Genomic DNA, 15385 nt, shown 5'->3' with positions numbered 1-15385 from the left:
CCACCGGGAGCCGGTTTGCCGAAGCAGTAGGTAATCTTAGTCGTGATTATTTGCGTGATTGAAATCTGGAAAGTGATTTGGAAAACGAAAATACTTTATTCTCCAACAAATTGATTCCATAAACCTGTATGGCTGAAAAAGAAGAGTTCGAGGTTTGTGTGATTGGCACCGGGGCTGGGGGAGGAGTCATGATGCAGGAACTGACCGAAGCGGGCTTTAAGGTAGTGGCGTTAGAGCGTGGGCCTAAGCTGGATCAGTCGCACTTCATGAGCGACGACGAATTGTCGATTCAGATTAGAGACGAACTCTTTTCCCCTGGACAGCTTGAGACCTGGCGGCCGGACGACAACAGCTCCGCACTGCAAGGGAAATTCAACAATCTCGCCTATTGTGTAGGTGGAACGATTACTCACTGGGGCGCCTGGACCTGGCGGTTTCGTGAAGATGATTTTAAGGTGCTATCGAAGGAGGGTCCGGTGGCAGGAGCGAGTTTGACTGATTGGCCCTTTGGTTACGACGAGATGGAGCCTTGGTACGAAAAAGCGGAATGGGAAATGGGTGTATCTGGTTCAAGTGGCTCTAATCCGGTAGAGGCTCCGCGGAAAAAGGGGTTTCCCAATCCTCCTCATCCAGACACGGCTACGACACCTCACGTGAGACGGGCTCTTGAGCAGCTCGGCTACCAACATTTTCCGGTTCCGATGAGTATTAATTCACGGCCTTACCACGGGAGACCGGGGTGCACCTATGGTGGGGCCTGCGGTGGTTACGGTTGTCCCATCAGTGCAAAGGCCACGACTCTGGCAATACAGATTCCGAGAGCTATGGCCACGGGCAATTTGGATCTTCGTGCAGAAGCGCGTGTGACCGAGATTGTGATGGGACCGGATGGAAAGGCGCGTGCAGTTCGTTACATGGATGCCGAGGGTAGGGAGCATGAAGTCCGAGCCAAACAGGTCATTATGTCTGCCGGTGCCATTGGTTCTCCGCATTTATTGCAGATGTCCCAGTCGAAGTCTTTCCCCGATGGACTGGCGAACTCCAGCGGCCAAGTGGGACGGAACCTGACTTATCATCACTTTCCTCTCGTTATTTACACCCTCGATCAACCGACCTTTAATTTCACTGGGATCGAAACCTTGGTTGCAACCGATGACCTTCACCCGAGTGACTCGAGCCGCGGTTTTATTCGTGGCGGAGTGATCACGGACGGAAATCCTTTCGTGAAACAGCCACTGGGTTACTCACTCGGTGCATTGAACGGTCATCCCAAATTGCAGCGTTCCTGGGGTTCCAGTTTGAAACAGGCCTTGCGGGATTTCCCAAGGTCCGCCCAGCTAACCGCGATTCTCGAGGACTTGCCAATGGAATCCAACCGCGTTGAATTGGATCCGGATGTGCGCGATGAGCAAGGCTTGCCCGCTCCGCGGATTACGCACGGGCAACATCCGAACGACCTGGCCATGTTCAAGTGGTTTGAGAAAAAGATGTTTGAAATCGCGGGACAAGCGGGAGCGATCAATAGCTGGGCACCAACCAGCTCCTATCGTCTTGTGGATGAATCATCCGCCATGCAGGGAAGTGTTCACATTCACGGAACCTGTCGCATGGGCGATGATCCCTCGAAGTCGGTGGTGGACCGTTGGTGCCGAAGTCATGATGTATCCAATCTATGGATTGTGGATGGCAGTTTCTTCCCCACTTCCAGTGGCTATAATCCCACGCTCACATTATTGGCCAATGCGTATCGCGTGGCTGACCATTTCATAAGCGAAGGTAAGAAAGGAAATATTTAATGGAGCAGTTTTTCATAGTCGACGACGGCAGAGCGAGGACGCTCTTGCCCTACCTAAAGTGCCTGGGGAGGGTAGGGCCACTGCGTCCCCGCAGTGCCGCTGGAAGTTTAATGGAATGTGACGATTTCAAGATACAACAATTTTTGATTTGGTAACCAATTATAAAATACAATGTCTCAATATACTTCACCCAAACGACCCCTTTCCCGACGAGATTTTCTCGGCCAAAGTGCGATTTATGGAGGAAGCTTTCTTGCCATGCTCAATCTGCCGCGACCGAATGCCTTCGCGGCGGCGCATGCCTCCTCAGAGCCAGTCAGTTTTTCCACTAGCCAATGGCGTACCGTGGAATCCATTACCGGTCGTATTGTTCCGACGGATCATGAGCCGGGTGCGATTGAGGCCAACTGTGTTAACTTCATTGATAAGGTGCTCGCGAATGAGGACCAGGGGCAGAAGCCTATTTATCAGAACGGCCTGCCCGGATTGGACGCCGTTTCACAGGAACGATTCGACGCGGTATTTGTTGACCTCAATGAAGAGCAGCAGGATGAGGTGCTTGCTTCATTGGAATCGGGCTCACCCCCTGGTTGGTCTGGCGCGGCAGGCTCCTCCACGGAGTTTTTCAATACGGTGCGGGCTCACACCCTGATCGGTTTTCTTTCTGACCCGAAATATGGTGGGAATAAAGACCACGTAGGTTGGAAAGTAATGGGATATCCCGGTCCGCGTCACCACGCCGGTGGATTTACACCTGCTCAGATGCAAGGCAAAGCACCGATCAAAGCGGTCTGGGAATAAGCGCCGAATATTGAGTGGTCTACCGTGTACCAAAATAGGGATTTAGAAGGTGGGCCGTGTTGTTTTAATGTTTGAGAAAGTGAAACTATGATTCAGTTGTGAAAGTTCTAGTAACAGGAGCCTCAGGGCGGCTGGGCAGCAATGTCTGTCGAATGCTTAAGGAAACAGGAATTGAGTTTCGTGCAGTCGATCGAGTACCTGCGGATACGGTAGGTTACGAGGTTGAGAATCCCGATTTACACGATCCGGTAACCTGTCACGAGATTTTGACCGGGATAGATGTGTTGGCGCACTTCGCCAATCATGCCAATTGGAATAGCACCGATCCGGAGCGGCTTTACAAAGAGAATGTGACGATGAATATGAACCTGTTTCAGGCCGCGGCCGATGTCGGTTGTCATCGTATTGTGTTTTCCAGTTCGGTTCAGGTGCCGGATGGGCAAATGCCTGTTAAAACCCGGATGGAGCATCCAAATTTTCTACCCTACATTCCCATGGACTCGGATATGCCGGCTATCCCAATGAATAGCTACGCGCTGAGCAAGCTAGCGGCTGAAGATGCTCTGGAATATTTTTCGAGAACGAAAGCCATGACCTGTGTGGTGATACGGTATCCACTGCTGATTGATTCTCAGATGCTAAAAGCTGGAATGGATCAAGGGGGCATCCCGCGAGGGAATTGTTACGACGGCTTCACTTATTTGCCGGTTTACTCGGCTGCTGAGGTGGCGGTGAAAGCGATGACGGCTGAGGTCGACGGCTACCGGAATTATTTTGTAGCTTCGAAAGATAATTTAGAGCAGCAGCCTGCCCGAGAAATTATAGAGGCGGAATTATCGCACCTGCCCTGTAAGAAGCCAATTGAAGAGATGGATTCATTGGTGGATTGCTCGAAGGTGGAAGCAGAACTTGGTTGGCAACAACCTCAATCGATGGCCGAATCATTTGAAAAATATGGCTCCCTAAACGCTGTCAGACCCTATGAATAGAATATTAATTTCATTACTAATTGGCGTATGCCTTGTTTCGGTACCCTTGTTTTCAGTAAAATAATCTAAGGGAAGACCTGGCCGAAACTACCAACCTCGAGTCGAAGGATCCAAAGCGTGTATAATCCATGAAGGCTCTTTTAACCAAGTATGTCACCGAGGGTCGAAGTACGCCAGGTGCTATTCAGAAAAACGACGGCCCCGACCGGTGGGCAGAGCTGGAGTGGATGGATTAGTATAAGCCTCATTCGAGATTCTTCTGTAGTATTTTGATCGAGATTAGAAAGCGTTAGTAACCTAGCTTTCTTTTTTCATTCACCTTAGCGTTCGAATCGTGTCTATTTGTTTGAGAACGAATCTTTTGTTACTCCATGAAAACTGCCCGCAGAACATTTTTAAAAACCTCAGCCGCTGCTTCCACAGGACTGCTAATAGTGTCTTCCTCTGTATTGGGAGATGATAAACGACCTGCCCCCAGCGACCGTGTTACCTTGGCTTGTATTGGGGTGGGGAATATGGGGACGAATAATTTAAAAGCATTTCTGCAGGATGAACGTGTTCAGGTAGTTGCAATTTGCGATGTGGATGAGAAGCACCGGGCTAACGCGCTTGAACTCGCGAAGCTGAAACCGTCGGACGGTTACGGAGACTTTCGACAGGTTCTTGAGCGGAAGGATATAGATGCAGTGATGATCGCGACACCCGATCACTGGCATTCCTTTATCACCGTGGCCGCAGCGAATGCGGGGAAAGATATCTACTGCGAAAAACCTCTTGCAGCGAGTATCCGCGAAGGGCGCATCGTCTGCGATAGCATCGCGAAGAACAAACGCATCCTCCAATGTGGAACCTGGCGGCGCTCCGGAATCTACACGCGCTGGGCATGCGAGTTGGTCCAGAATCAATACATCGGTGAACTGAAAGAAATCGAAGTGGGCGTTCCCGGAGAGTTTCGAATTCGCGGTGGCTACTCGGGTTTGGAACAAGCAGAGGCAGTACCCGATCATTTTGATTATAAGATGTGGATGGGACCAACGGGCGACGCTCCTTACACTGCTGCCAGGTGTCATTTTAATTTCCGTTGGATTAATCAATACGCACCGGGCTATATTACAGATTGGGGAGTCCACTTCCTGGATGTATCGCAGTGGGGAAACGATAGCGATGACACCACACCCATCGCAGTAAAAGCGATTGATGTCACCAAACGTAATAAAGGCATTTACGATGCGGCAGAATCATTCAGGATCGAATACCTTTACAAAAACGGTGTAAAGATGACCATGTTTTCCACCACCGACACGGAGAAGTTGGGGATCAAATTCATAGGAGAAAAAGGATGGGTATTCACCCAGGACAAAGTCTTTAAGACCTATCCTGAGGAACTACGTGTTACCCGAATTAAAAACAGCGACAAACGGCTGTACGTATCTACAAACCACCACCGGAATTTTATAGATTCGGTTCAGAGTCGTCATTCTACTGCCGCTCCGCCTGAAGTCGCTCACCGTGCAGCTACTTGTTGCCACTTGGGCACCATCGCTGCGGAACAACTTGGAGTTGAACTGAAGTTTGATCCCAAAAATGAGCAGTTTACCAACAACGATCTAGCGAATAGTATGTTGAAGAGGCCGATGCGGGATTCCTGGACACTATACAAGATTTAGAGAGTTCCAAATTTTTCCTGTGAATGTGGGAGCATGGTCCTCTCTATTTCAAGGAAGTTGGTTGACAGTTGACGCGATTGAAAATGGAAAGCCAACACTCAGCATAACCGATTTTTGTAGAGCTCTATGACCACCAGAGTGACCCGTCGGAAACACAAAACATCGCAGACAAACGGCCAACCGTTGTTGAAAAGCTAATCGCTCAGTTTGACAAAGGGTGGAAGGGGAATTTGCCGGGGAGGTAGAAGTGAGTTAAATTTTATTGGAACCGCAAAAAGCACAGAAGACGCAAAAGAGGTATGGAACTGTAGGAGGGGTTTTACACCTCGATTGCACAGAGGACGTCGATAAGAAATCGCGGGGTAAACCCGCTCCTACAATTTGGAATGAAAATGAATACATTTAAAAAACAGGTACTAACTCTGTTCGGGTTAATTCTTTTATCTGCGGCTGTTGCCTCAGCTGACGTGCCTCGTCCCCTTCGACAAGCTCAGGACAGGCCGAACATCGTGGTGATCCTATGTGACGATCTTGGGTATGCGGATGTCGGATTTAACGGGTCCAAGGATATTCGAACGCCGGAGCTGGATCGACTGGCGGAGAGCGGAACGATTTTTTCTTCCGGCTATGTGGCACATCCGTTCTGTGGGCCAAGCCGCATGGGGTTGATGGAGGGGCGGTATCCGCATGAATTCGGAGCGCCGTTTAATTTACCCAATCCAGGGTTGGGTATTGAGGATTACAACCGTGAAGGCATTGATGTGGTTGAGGTCCTTATGAGCACCGTGCTTCAGCAGGCTGGTTATTTCACAGGTGCGATTGGTAAATGGCATATGGGGATCAATCCGCAATTCCATCCAAATATTAGGGGCTACGATTCCTGACGGAAAGGAATTGGATGGAAAAGATATCTGGGACGATCTCCTGGCAAACCGTAATCCACGCGAGGGTGAAATGATTTGGGTCCTTCGTCACAAATTAGGTTTCAGCGAGGTAGGGGTCGTCGGGATCAATGGAAGCTTCGTCGTAAAGGCACGGGTCCCTGGACGTTTTTCAATATGGAAGAAGACATTGGTGAAAACCACGACCTCAGCACTGAGCATCCCCAATTGCTGAGATCCATGATATCAGAAGTGGAGCTGTGGAGCAAAACTCACACCGAGCCGCGTTGGTTTTATACGGCGAAGGAAGGAGAAGGGTGGAGGGCAAAGGATATGCCCTGATACGAAGAGACCTTTAGTTTTGGGATAGATCAACCAAAAGCTAACTAAACCAAATTTCGATTTGTCTTTTTAAAAAGCTCCGGCTTGCAAACTACACCGGATTTGTCCCTAAAGGAGAAACTATGTTTCTACAAAGAATACGCTGCGTTTATTTTCTTGTTGTAGTGGGGTTGTTCGTTCGAATCGAGGGCCATGCACTTGAGTTAGCCTCGCCGTTTTCAGAACATATGATTCTGCAGCGTGAGATGCCGGTTCCGGTTTGGGGCTGGGGAAAGTCTGGTGAAAACGTAGAAGTTTCGATTGCCGGAATATCTTCGACTACTGAAGTTGGAAAGGACGGTCGCTGGAAAATGACCTTAGCTGAACTTCCGGCAGGAGGACCTTATGTCTTCCAGGCTAAAAGCGGAAGTTCGGTCATTGAATACTCCGATGTTCTGGTTGGGGAAGTCTGGATTTGTTCCGGTCAATCCAACATGCAAATGGGTTACAACCAGTTGAAAGATTCCGAGGCTCTCCTCAAGGTCGCCAAAAAGCAGCCCATCCGGTCGTTGGAGGTAAAGCGCAATGTGCGTTTTACCCCGCAGGAAAAGTTCTCCGGCCATTGGGTTGTAGAACCATGCAAAAGCGCGGTGGGCTTCATGTTTGCTTTAGAGCTGCAGCAGGCACTGGGAGTACCCGTCGGCATCATAGAGGCTTCCTGGGGGAGTTCATCGCTCGAAGGATGGCTCCCATTATCGATGACGGAGCAACTGCCGCATTTCAGGCGTGAGATGAAGGCTTTTGAAAAGTTTGATCGTGCCGAAACTGAGCGGCTTATTGAAAAGGATATCCGGGGTGAGACGCGGGAGCGTGAAGATGACATCTATATGCGGACCCGTCCGAACATTCTCTACAACGCCATGCTGTATCCTGTGGCACCTTACGCAGCGCGTGGACTTGTCTGGTACCAGGGTGAGGCCAATTCGGGTACACTGGCACACATGCGTCAGTATGGGGAAACACTGCCCCTTTGGTGCAAGCATCTACGGGAATTGTGGGGACGTGATGAGTTTCATTTTCTGGCGGTGATGCTTCCTCGTTATGGCAGAGTAGCAGCAGGCTCCCCATCCGAATCTGCTACAGCTCCGAACGCCTATAGCTGGGCTTGGTTCCGTGAGGCGCAGCAGCAATTGCTCACGTTGCCTCATACCGGCATTGCCAACACTATCGACCTTGGAGATAAGAAAAATATTCATCCGAAAGACAAGGAACCTATTGGAAAGCGGTTGGCTTTGCTGGCGCAAAAACAAATTCCTGGCAGTAAGGTGATCGCTTCTGGGCCCGTCCTGCATACATTTTCGAAAACCGGCGACAATAGTTTGCGGATTACCTTTCTTAACGCTGAAGGCTTACACACAACGGATGGAAAGTCTCCGCGAGAATTCTGGGTTGCCGGGCCAGACCTAATCTGGCTACATGCGCGAGCTGACTTGGAAGATGAGTCGGTTGTATTGCGTTGGGAGGGAAAACTGAATCCCGTAGCGGTCCGCTATGCCTTTTCGGCTTTCCCCAATGTAAATTTGGTTAATGGAGCTGGTCTTCCCGCCATGCCCTTCAGGACCGATACTGACAGGCCACCGGGATACGACGATGAACCATCTCTGGTTGCCGATAAGCATCGGCGGAAATAGGAAGGTTTTTCAGTTATTGCTTTTCTATCCGCAGGTTTCTCCAGACCATATTCCGATATTCGCTTATGGTGTCATAGGAGGAAATGCCCAAGGGAACGGATTCGACTATTTGACCGGGGCGTAAATTGAGTTGTCTGTCCTTGGTGTTAATTTCGATGATTGATTTTCCATCAATCCAACATTGGATATGTTCTTCAAGCACACGAATCTTGAAATGATACCAGCGTTCCGTTGCGAAGGACATTTTCAGTGTGGTTTCATTAAGGTCGGCTGAATGACCATCGATGTTGGAGATGCCAACTACCGATCCTCCCCAACCGCCAACAATCCAGGTGCAATAACGATCGCCTACTGGAATGGTGAGGCCGAGGAAAAAATCACTGCCCCATAGTTTCTGAGCATCCAGTTCGATCTCATAATTGGTCCGGGCAGGTGGATCCTCAGTCCAGACAACTCCACTCAGGTAGGATCCCAATCCGGTATTTAATACGCCTTCCCTGATATCCAAATCCCCCTCAAATGCAAACGGAGCAGCTTTCCATTTGCCCAGATCATTTTCCTCAAACATCGCTAGCGTATCGATAATCGTCACGCCGTTGTTTGCCGAAGCGAGATTCGCTGATAATACGGTGGCAATCAGTAGTATGGAAAGGAGTCGCCGGGATTTCATCTGTTTATACAATCTGGCTCCTGGAGTTTTGTAAACTACTGCAAGTGGTTTTCTACTCAGAAAGGATCTTTAGTCGTTTTCCGGAATAGCCAAGGACGTTTCCTTCTCAATTGATTATTAGGTTGAAGGCAGCTGGATTGAGAGTGAGCCTAAGTGCTACCGTTCAAATCGAACTTCTCCCATGAAACGGATCATTTATTGCATTTCCTTTTTTGTCCTCATCAACGCTGTCTTGGCCAAAGATGTCCCGACGGATTCCTTATTCGATATCGTGGCCATTCGCGACTTACCCAGTCTTGAAACAAAAGTCATTCACGATTGGAAACCGGCTGCCAAGGATTCCGCTATTCGGCAGAAACTGGTTTGTTTCTGGCCTATGAATTGAGCTACGCAACCAGGGTTTGATTCTTTCTGCGGGGAAGTCTGAGGCATTTTTGCTTCTTTTTTTCAAACTCATCTGAAGCGGACACGCCGAGCGGTCCCTGCCTTGGATTTATGTAACTCAGGTAGGGCGGGTTTACCCCGCCCAAAGAATTACGCCCCCCGATCAAGTCCGGAATTGGCGGCTTTACATCGTCAATATTTCTATCCAGTTTGATGGTTTCGGAAAGCACGACCCGAGCTAACTTGGTCGGAAGTTAATGGTTCCGAATATAGTCCCCAAAAATATTGTATGAAAATGATAAGAATATCGATGATTCTGGCGACCCTGTTCGGGTTTGCGTTTCCGCTAATTTCGAAACCCTTGGTCTACGAAGGCGGTGAAGGAATCGGGAAAGGAAAGCATATTGTTTTTATCGCGAATGACCATGAATACCGGTCAGAGGAAACCTGTCCCGCTCTTGCCAAGATACTGGCCAAGCACCATGGTTTTAAATGCACGGTAATTTTTGGGTTGGACGAAAATGGTGCGATCAAAGGCGGCGGAAGGGATATGCCTGGAGTAGAGGCGTTGAAGGACGCGGACCTGCTTTTCTTATACGCACGTTTTATGGATTTGCCGGATGAACAGGTTAATCCGCTGGTTGAATACTTTGAGCGTGGTGGTCCCGTTGTCGGTGTGCGGACATCGACCCATTGTTTTAATGGACAAGATGGCAAATGGGAGAAATTGAATTTTAACTACACCGGCGAAGATTACTTCGGAGGGTTAGGTGAACAGATTTTCGGGAATACCTGGCACAAGGAGCGTGGTCAGTCTCACTACGGATCCAATCATGAAATGGGATGTCGGATTACACCCGACGCCTCCGCGAAGGGTCATCCGATTCTTAAAGGAGTGAAAAGTATTCACGCGTATTCGGGTGCCTATAAGTCGCAACCTCCAGCAGATGCGACGCCGCTCCTGGAAGTTCAAGTGCTCAACACATTTCATGCGAGCAACAGTATCAATACTGAGAAACCAATCGTAAATGCGGGTTGGTCTCGGGATTCCTATGTAGCTCCATCTGGAACCAAAAAGAAAGCCCGGGTCGTTTACGCCTCCTATGGCGCGTCTGAAGATTTGCTCAGCGAGGATGGACGCCGATTCCTGGTAAACGCGTGTTTATGGGCCGGTGGTTGGGAGAAGAGGATCAAACCGAATTTGAATGTAGATATCGTGGGAGGCTTCCAGCCCAGTGCCTACAATAATGGAGTAGGAATCAACGGAGTTAAACCACAGGATTTGGCAGGTTGGGACAGTCAAGTGATGCCAATCGGTGCCGATATCGGAGGCCTTTCGGATCCAACCACGGTAGCCAAACTAGGTCGCGTGATTAAGAACCGTCCCGAGCTTCGTGCTCGCATTGCCGCCGAACACCCCGAGTTTTTCGTTTCGGGCGGCCCGCTCGAAGGCAATTGACACGGCAGGTATAAATACAGCTTTTCAGCGATCGGAAGGTTGAGTTGCTCCAGGTAACACTGTTACCCGGGCGTCCTGCCTTGGAATAGAAGTAAATCCTCTGGATGAGAAGATAAGATTCGTTCACTTGGAAAAGAGGAAGGCCAAAGGGCAGACGAAAAGAATTTCCCGGGTTGATTTTCAATTAGCCGCAACCAAGTATAACCTCATGAATCATTTTTTCGTCAATCTGAAGCGTTTCGACGTACCTCGTTCTCAAGGTGGCGTTTGTCCAATGGATGATCCGGCTCTATGGATCGAATCTGTATTGGAGGAATGCATGCAAAATAAACTGGGCGAATTATCTGAATGTAAGTTGATCTTCTTTCTACCTGAATCGCTATTGATTCCTGCTAATAGACTGCTTGCTCGTTATCCACTTTCTGAGCGTCGGACCTTATCCATCGGTTCCCAGTATGTTTATAGAAAGAATATCGAGGCCGGCAAGAATTTCGGCGCATTTACCACGAGCCTTCCGGCGAAAGCGGTGGCTAACATGGGCTGCTCGGCATCGCTGATTGGACATTCTGAAGAGCGCTTGGATAAATTTACCGTGCTAACGGCCTACGATCCAGGAATAGAAGAGATTCCAGAGAGACTCGCTCATGCCAATGGCGTGGTAAATGAGTTGATGGCTGAGGAGGCTCGATGTGCCTTTGGCGATGGACTGGATGTCGTTTTGTGTATTGGGGAGACAGAGAAGGAGCGTGGAGAAGGGCCTTTCGAGACGCAGCAAGCGCGAATCGAATCTGTATTGGCTGCTCAGCTCGAACCGGTATTGGCTCTTTTGGTAGACGATTTTCCAGATGCGAATATGGCGATTGGCTATGAACCGCGTTGGGCAATTGGTCCAGGTAAAACGCCTCCGGATTCTGGATACATCGCGTTTGTCGCTGACTTCGTCAAAGCAACGTGCCGTTCGAAGCTAGGCAAGGAGTTGCCGGTCGTTTACGGCGGTGGTCTGAAGGAAGAAAATGCCGCCATGTTATCAGCGATTTCAAATATCGATGGTGGTCTGATCGCGTTGACGAAATTTACCGGCGAGATCGGTTTCGAGGCCAGCGGCTTGAAGGCGATTATCGAAATGTATACTGCGAATAACCGCTAATAGTTTATTTATCGCGTCCGTGTGTCACGGCATCCTTATCGTTGGCCGGGGGAAGCCCAAGAGGTCAGCCCGACTCCTTTAGGCTTCCCGACCATTGAAAAAATGAGTTATCTGGCACTATGAATTTAAAACCATACACTGGTATCTGGCCCGTCGCTCCAACCCCTTTTAATGAGAATGGAGAGGTTGATTATGAAGGAATGCGTCGTGTACTCGACTGCATGATCGACCAAGGTTGCGATGGCATCTGTATTCTTGCGAACTTCTCGGAGCAGTTTTTAATATCTGACGAGGAACGCGAATCGCTTACGCGGCTTTGTCTGGAGCACGTTGCTGGTCGTATTCCTGTTATCGTTACTATAAGCCATTTTGCCACCGATATTGTCGTTACCAGAGCGAAACTGGCTAAAGAGCTGGGTGCTTCGATCGTGATGATGATGGCCCCTTATCATGGAGCGTTATTGAAAGGAACTCCGCAGCAGACCTTCGAACAGTTTCAGCGAGTCGGAGCGGTTGGCATACCCATCATGTTGCAGGACGCGCCTCTATCGGGAGTAGATTTGCCGGTGCCTTTGTTGGTCCGGATGGCTATGGAAATTGAAATGGTGAAGCTATTTAAAATCGAATGTCCAAGAGCTGCGGACAAATTGCGAAATTTGACTCAAGCAGGGGGAGATGCAATTGAAGGGCCTTTCGATGGGGAAGAGGCGATCACTCTACTAGCCGACCTGGATGCCGGTGCAACTGGCACCATGACCTCTGCTTTGATTCCGGATCATATCAAACCCATCGTCACTGCACATCTCTCAGGTAATCGACAATTAGCGGTTGAATGTTACTCACGGGTGCTACCAGCAATAAACCATGAAAACCGACAATGCGGATTTCTCGCCGCAAAGGCTGCTATGGTGGAAGGGGGAGTAATAAAATCAGAATTTTGCCGTCATCCAATTCCGCCGCTTCACCCACAGACTCGTGCAACCTTGATCGAATTGATTGCTCCACTGGATCCGGTGGTGCTCGCCTGGGGAAAATAGAATCCTTTAGACTTTCCCCGTTGCTTGCTTCGGGGTTTCAAAAATAACTTTCATCAGTCGTTGTGCTATCCCGCCCGAAGGGTGGGGCGAAAGGACCTTGGGATACTCCGTGGCTTGCCGCGGGGAGTGGTCCTTTTGAGCGGAACGACTTCATTGATCATTCGTAAAACTGCATGCCTTCGGAAGAAATACATTTGCGCCCGGATGAAGCTGTTCAACTATTCATCCAAGACAATCGGTTGATTGGGATGCTCACAGTGGATGCCCAGGTAATGTGAGAGGAAATCCAGAGCAGACCGACCAGGCGTCCGCTGCCCTGATCAAGGATTTGGAATCCCGGGGAATGTTGGACGATACGCTTGTTATCTGGGGGATGAATTCGGAAGTACCAACTACTGTCAGGGCAAGATGACCAAAACGAATTTTGGCCGCAACCACCATCCCCGTTGTTTAACCACCTGGATGGCGGGCGGTGGCGTAAAGCCGGGCTATACCCATGGCATTACCGACGAATACGGCTACAACATCGAGGCGGATGGCGTGCACGTACACGATTTCCACGCAACCCTGATGCACCTTCTCGGCATCGACCACGAACGCCTCACTTTCAAATACCAAGGCCGCTATTTCCGCCTTATGGACGTCCATGGCCAAGCCGTAAAGGAGTTGCTCGCCTGAACGGGTCAAATCCCATTACAGTTCCGGTAAATTTTATTCCTAAGCGTCACACCGAAATAGATTGGTTCTGTAAACTTGAACCTTCAGTCAATACGTGACGTCATTTGATTTCCCGCCTGCTCAAGGTAGGGCGATGGCGGCCCGCCGCGCCGTTTCTCAATACGGGATCAGGCTTGGAACCATGATAACAGTCAAAGCGGCACTGCCAATTCATTCTAAATAATTAACCTGTCCCTATTATTTGCGCCCCACCGCCTTGCCGGTGATGACCTGGGAGACCTCCTCGTCCTGCCAGACGACCGCCGGAAAAGAAGGCTGAAAAGGGTCAAGAAGGCTGAAAAGGGTCAGCCCTTGATGTTTGGTGTATTGTATAACAGGGCTGAAAATGAACAGGGCTGAAAATGGTCAGCCCTTGATGTTTGGTGTATTGTATAAGTTGGGATTGATGGATTGACATTAGTCTTTTGGCTTTCGGTGTAGACGTTGTCACATTAGGCTAATTTGTTTAATTTGTTCGACCGGGATCTCCTGGCAAAACAATTTGCCGTTTCAGTACGTTGTCAAAAACGAATGTATCACGATCTGTTTTAATAAATATATTTCGAAACCATAATACCAAACATCAAGGGCTGACCCTTTTTGCTCCTTTCTTTTTGCTCCTTTGACCCTTTTTGCTCCTTTTCCAGCCTTTCTTTTGAAGTAAGCGACAAAATCTTTGCCGGACATCTGCTTCACACCGCGACCTCGATGATTTCTGAGTTCTTGTCTCCAGGATCTGTGTCAAATTCTACCTCCAAACAACCTTCGATAGCTTCCAAGATATTCTCTTTTAGTTCTTCTTTTGTCTCACCTTGGGATATACATCCCGGGATAGCGGGTACTTCTGCCCAATAACCGCCTTCTTCGGCTTTATGGACTATAACTTTAAGTTTCATGGGTCAGAGAGTGGCAAATAATTGGAAAAATTCAATCTATTCATTTTCGTCCAACGCTAAGCTCGTGAATCCCGAGTCGCATACCAACGAGCTGCGCAAACCCGCGTATGCTCGGGATTTAACGGAGCGTCTTGTTTCAACAAAGGACATAGATCATGCTACGATGATCTACGATCCTTTAACTGTTCTGCTTTACTTTCTTGGGTGTAATTGGCCATCTGAACCTACATAATCTGAAAAATCAGGCTTGGTTGATAATGTGATAGGCAGACCTCTGTCAGCTACTTCTTTGATGACCAACATTGATTCTTTGGGAGGTTCTGCTAATGCAGCTTCTCGATAATACCATACTGTGCCTTCATCGTTTTTTAGTTTATCTAGACGATTGCTTAGATCGGGTATGGTGGAGGTATGTCCATCAAGCAAAATCTCTCCAGACTGTAATACGCTGATTTTTAGAATGATACTATCGTTGGATGGAGCGTCTTGTTCGCTTGTTGTTTTCTCCATTGGGCGGAGTTCTTCAGGTGAAGGTAATCGATCTGCGGTCTCGCCAAATCCATAAACCTCAAGACCGCCCAACGTATCGCCGTGTGCAAAGACGAACGCTCCGAGCGGCGGGGATTCAGGTCCGTAGAGGTAATCCGATAGAATAGTCATTCCGGTCTTCCTGTCGGTGTGTCGATCTCCAATCTGAAAATCAACGCTGGCACATCCGCAACCGCACACTCCGGAAACGACAGCTTCATCAAGTTGGCCGAGAAAGCGCTCTGCCCCCGGCTCTCCATGCTGGAGCATCCACCGAACGAGGACTCGCTCTTGTTCTGAGAGTGGGCGCGGAAATGTCATCTATACTTTTTTGAAGCGAACGCCGAAGCTATGAATGGAGTGCGGCGAAGCTGCACGGAATTTCATAGGCTGACTTGTTA

General features: G+C 49.1%; 14 protein-coding genes and 1 pseudogene. 12 read left to right on the top strand and 3 right to left on the bottom strand.

Translation table 11 applies throughout. The annotated features are described in order from the left end of the window. Positions 1 to 128 precede the first annotated feature (128 nt). The 7 genes from O3C43_21090 (at position 129) to O3C43_21060 (ending at position 8146) form a co-directional block, all read left to right on the top strand. A complete protein-coding gene (locus tag O3C43_21090) occupies positions 129 to 1796 on the top strand; it encodes a GMC family oxidoreductase (GenBank protein MDA1068989.1) in 1668 nt (555 codons plus the stop codon). A 171-nt stretch (positions 1797 to 1967) separates the two neighbouring features. Next, the gene (locus tag O3C43_21085) at positions 1968 to 2597 is read left to right on the top strand and encodes a gluconate 2-dehydrogenase subunit 3 family protein (GenBank protein ID MDA1068988.1); all 630 of its coding nucleotides are present in this window, start codon (positions 1968 to 1970) and stop codon (positions 2595 to 2597) included. 98 nt (positions 2598 to 2695) lie between these two features. Continuing rightward, positions 2696 to 3586 (top strand): NAD(P)-dependent oxidoreductase, encoded by an 891-nt coding sequence (locus O3C43_21080; GenBank protein ID MDA1068987.1) that lies wholly within the window; start codon positions 2696 to 2698, stop codon positions 3584 to 3586. 371 nt (positions 3587 to 3957) lie between these two features. Continuing rightward, entirely contained in the window at positions 3958 to 5253 is a 1296-nt protein-coding gene (locus O3C43_21075; GenBank protein ID MDA1068986.1) for a Gfo/Idh/MocA family oxidoreductase, read from the top strand. 392 nt (positions 5254 to 5645) lie between these two features. Further along, positions 5646 to 6137 carry a sulfatase-like hydrolase/transferase gene (locus O3C43_21070; GenBank protein ID MDA1068985.1) on the top strand — a complete coding sequence of 164 codons (492 nt, stop codon included), beginning with the start codon at positions 5646 to 5648 and terminating at the stop codon, positions 6135 to 6137. Positions 6138 to 6311: 174 nt separating this feature from the next. Continuing rightward, complete coding sequence (locus O3C43_21065; GenBank protein MDA1068984.1) at positions 6312 to 6476, top strand: hypothetical protein; 165 nt, start codon at positions 6312 to 6314, stop codon at positions 6474 to 6476. A 122-nt stretch (positions 6477 to 6598) separates the two neighbouring features. Continuing rightward, positions 6599 to 8146: a sialate O-acetylesterase gene (locus O3C43_21060; GenBank protein MDA1068983.1), complete on the top strand. Its 1548-nt coding sequence runs from the start codon at positions 6599 to 6601 to the stop codon at positions 8144 to 8146. 13 nt (positions 8147 to 8159) lie between these two features. Here the strand turns inward: O3C43_21060 and O3C43_21055 are convergent, their stop codons facing one another. Further along, on the bottom strand, positions 8160 to 8816 hold the full coding sequence (locus tag O3C43_21055; GenBank protein ID MDA1068982.1) for a DUF1080 domain-containing protein: 657 nt from the start codon (positions 8814 to 8816) through the stop codon (positions 8160 to 8162). Between the two features lie 181 nt (positions 8817 to 8997). Here O3C43_21055 and O3C43_21050 point away from each other — a divergent pair, with 181 nt between their 5' ends. The 5 genes and pseudogenes from O3C43_21050 (at position 8998) to O3C43_21030 (ending at position 13521) form a co-directional block, all read left to right on the top strand. Continuing rightward, positions 8998 to 9201 carry a hypothetical protein gene (locus tag O3C43_21050; GenBank protein MDA1068981.1) on the top strand — a complete coding sequence of 68 codons (204 nt, stop codon included), beginning with the start codon at positions 8998 to 9000 and terminating at the stop codon, positions 9199 to 9201. A 294-nt stretch (positions 9202 to 9495) separates the two neighbouring features. Next, a complete protein-coding gene (locus O3C43_21045) occupies positions 9496 to 10659 on the top strand; it encodes a hypothetical protein (GenBank protein ID MDA1068980.1) in 1164 nt (387 codons plus the stop codon). 208 nt (positions 10660 to 10867) lie between these two features. Then, the gene (locus O3C43_21040) at positions 10868 to 11806 is read left to right on the top strand and encodes a triose-phosphate isomerase (protein MDA1068979.1); all 939 of its coding nucleotides are present in this window, start codon (positions 10868 to 10870) and stop codon (positions 11804 to 11806) included. Positions 11807 to 11925: 119 nt separating this feature from the next. Continuing rightward, positions 11926 to 12843: a dihydrodipicolinate synthase family protein gene (locus O3C43_21035; protein MDA1068978.1), complete on the top strand. Its 918-nt coding sequence runs from the start codon at positions 11926 to 11928 to the stop codon at positions 12841 to 12843. A 295-nt stretch (positions 12844 to 13138) separates the two neighbouring features. Then, positions 13139 to 13521 (top strand): annotated as a pseudogene (locus O3C43_21030) (DUF1501 domain-containing protein). Positions 13522 to 14252: 731 nt separating this feature from the next. Here the strand turns inward: O3C43_21030 and O3C43_21025 are convergent. Further along, positions 14253 to 14456: a type II toxin-antitoxin system HicB family antitoxin gene (locus O3C43_21025; protein ID MDA1068977.1), complete on the bottom strand. Its 204-nt coding sequence runs from the start codon at positions 14454 to 14456 to the stop codon at positions 14253 to 14255. 192 nt (positions 14457 to 14648) lie between these two features. Continuing rightward, complete coding sequence (locus tag O3C43_21020) at positions 14649 to 15305, bottom strand: hypothetical protein (protein ID MDA1068976.1); 657 nt, start codon at positions 15303 to 15305, stop codon at positions 14649 to 14651. Between the last annotated feature and the right edge of the window lie 80 nt (positions 15306 to 15385).

The organism is Verrucomicrobiota bacterium (assembly GCA_027622555.1).
In the GTDB taxonomy this organism is placed as follows: Bacteria; Verrucomicrobiota; Verrucomicrobiia; order Opitutales; family UBA2995; genus UBA2995.
The sequence above is the reverse complement of the archived record's forward strand: the minus strand, read 5'-3'. Positions and strand labels throughout refer to the sequence as shown.

Coding starts and splice junctions, on each gene's coding strand:
- O3C43_21025 (MDA1068977.1), bottom strand. CDS start 14,456: ATGAAACTTAAAGTTATAGTCCATAAAGCCGAAGAAGGCGGTTATTGG.
- O3C43_21075 (MDA1068986.1), top strand. CDS start 3,958: ATGAAAACTGCCCGCAGAACATTTTTAAAAACCTCAGCCGCTGCTTCC.
- O3C43_21055 (MDA1068982.1), bottom strand. CDS start 8,816: ATGAAATCCCGGCGACTCCTTTCCATACTACTGATTGCCACCGTATTA.
- O3C43_21085 (MDA1068988.1), top strand. CDS start 1,968: ATGTCTCAATATACTTCACCCAAACGACCCCTTTCCCGACGAGATTTT.
- O3C43_21020 (MDA1068976.1), bottom strand. CDS start 15,305: ATGACATTTCCGCGCCCACTCTCAGAACAAGAGCGAGTCCTCGTTCGG.
- O3C43_21065 (MDA1068984.1), top strand. CDS start 6,312: ATGGAAGAAGACATTGGTGAAAACCACGACCTCAGCACTGAGCATCCC.
- O3C43_21035 (MDA1068978.1), top strand. CDS start 11,926: ATGAATTTAAAACCATACACTGGTATCTGGCCCGTCGCTCCAACCCCT.
- O3C43_21040 (MDA1068979.1), top strand. CDS start 10,868: ATGAATCATTTTTTCGTCAATCTGAAGCGTTTCGACGTACCTCGTTCT.
- O3C43_21090 (MDA1068989.1), top strand. CDS start 129: ATGGCTGAAAAAGAAGAGTTCGAGGTTTGTGTGATTGGCACCGGGGCT.
- O3C43_21060 (MDA1068983.1), top strand. CDS start 6,599: ATGTTTCTACAAAGAATACGCTGCGTTTATTTTCTTGTTGTAGTGGGG.
- O3C43_21045 (MDA1068980.1), top strand. CDS start 9,496: ATGATAAGAATATCGATGATTCTGGCGACCCTGTTCGGGTTTGCGTTT.
- O3C43_21070 (MDA1068985.1), top strand. CDS start 5,646: ATGAATACATTTAAAAAACAGGTACTAACTCTGTTCGGGTTAATTCTT.
- O3C43_21050 (MDA1068981.1), top strand. CDS start 8,998: ATGAAACGGATCATTTATTGCATTTCCTTTTTTGTCCTCATCAACGCT.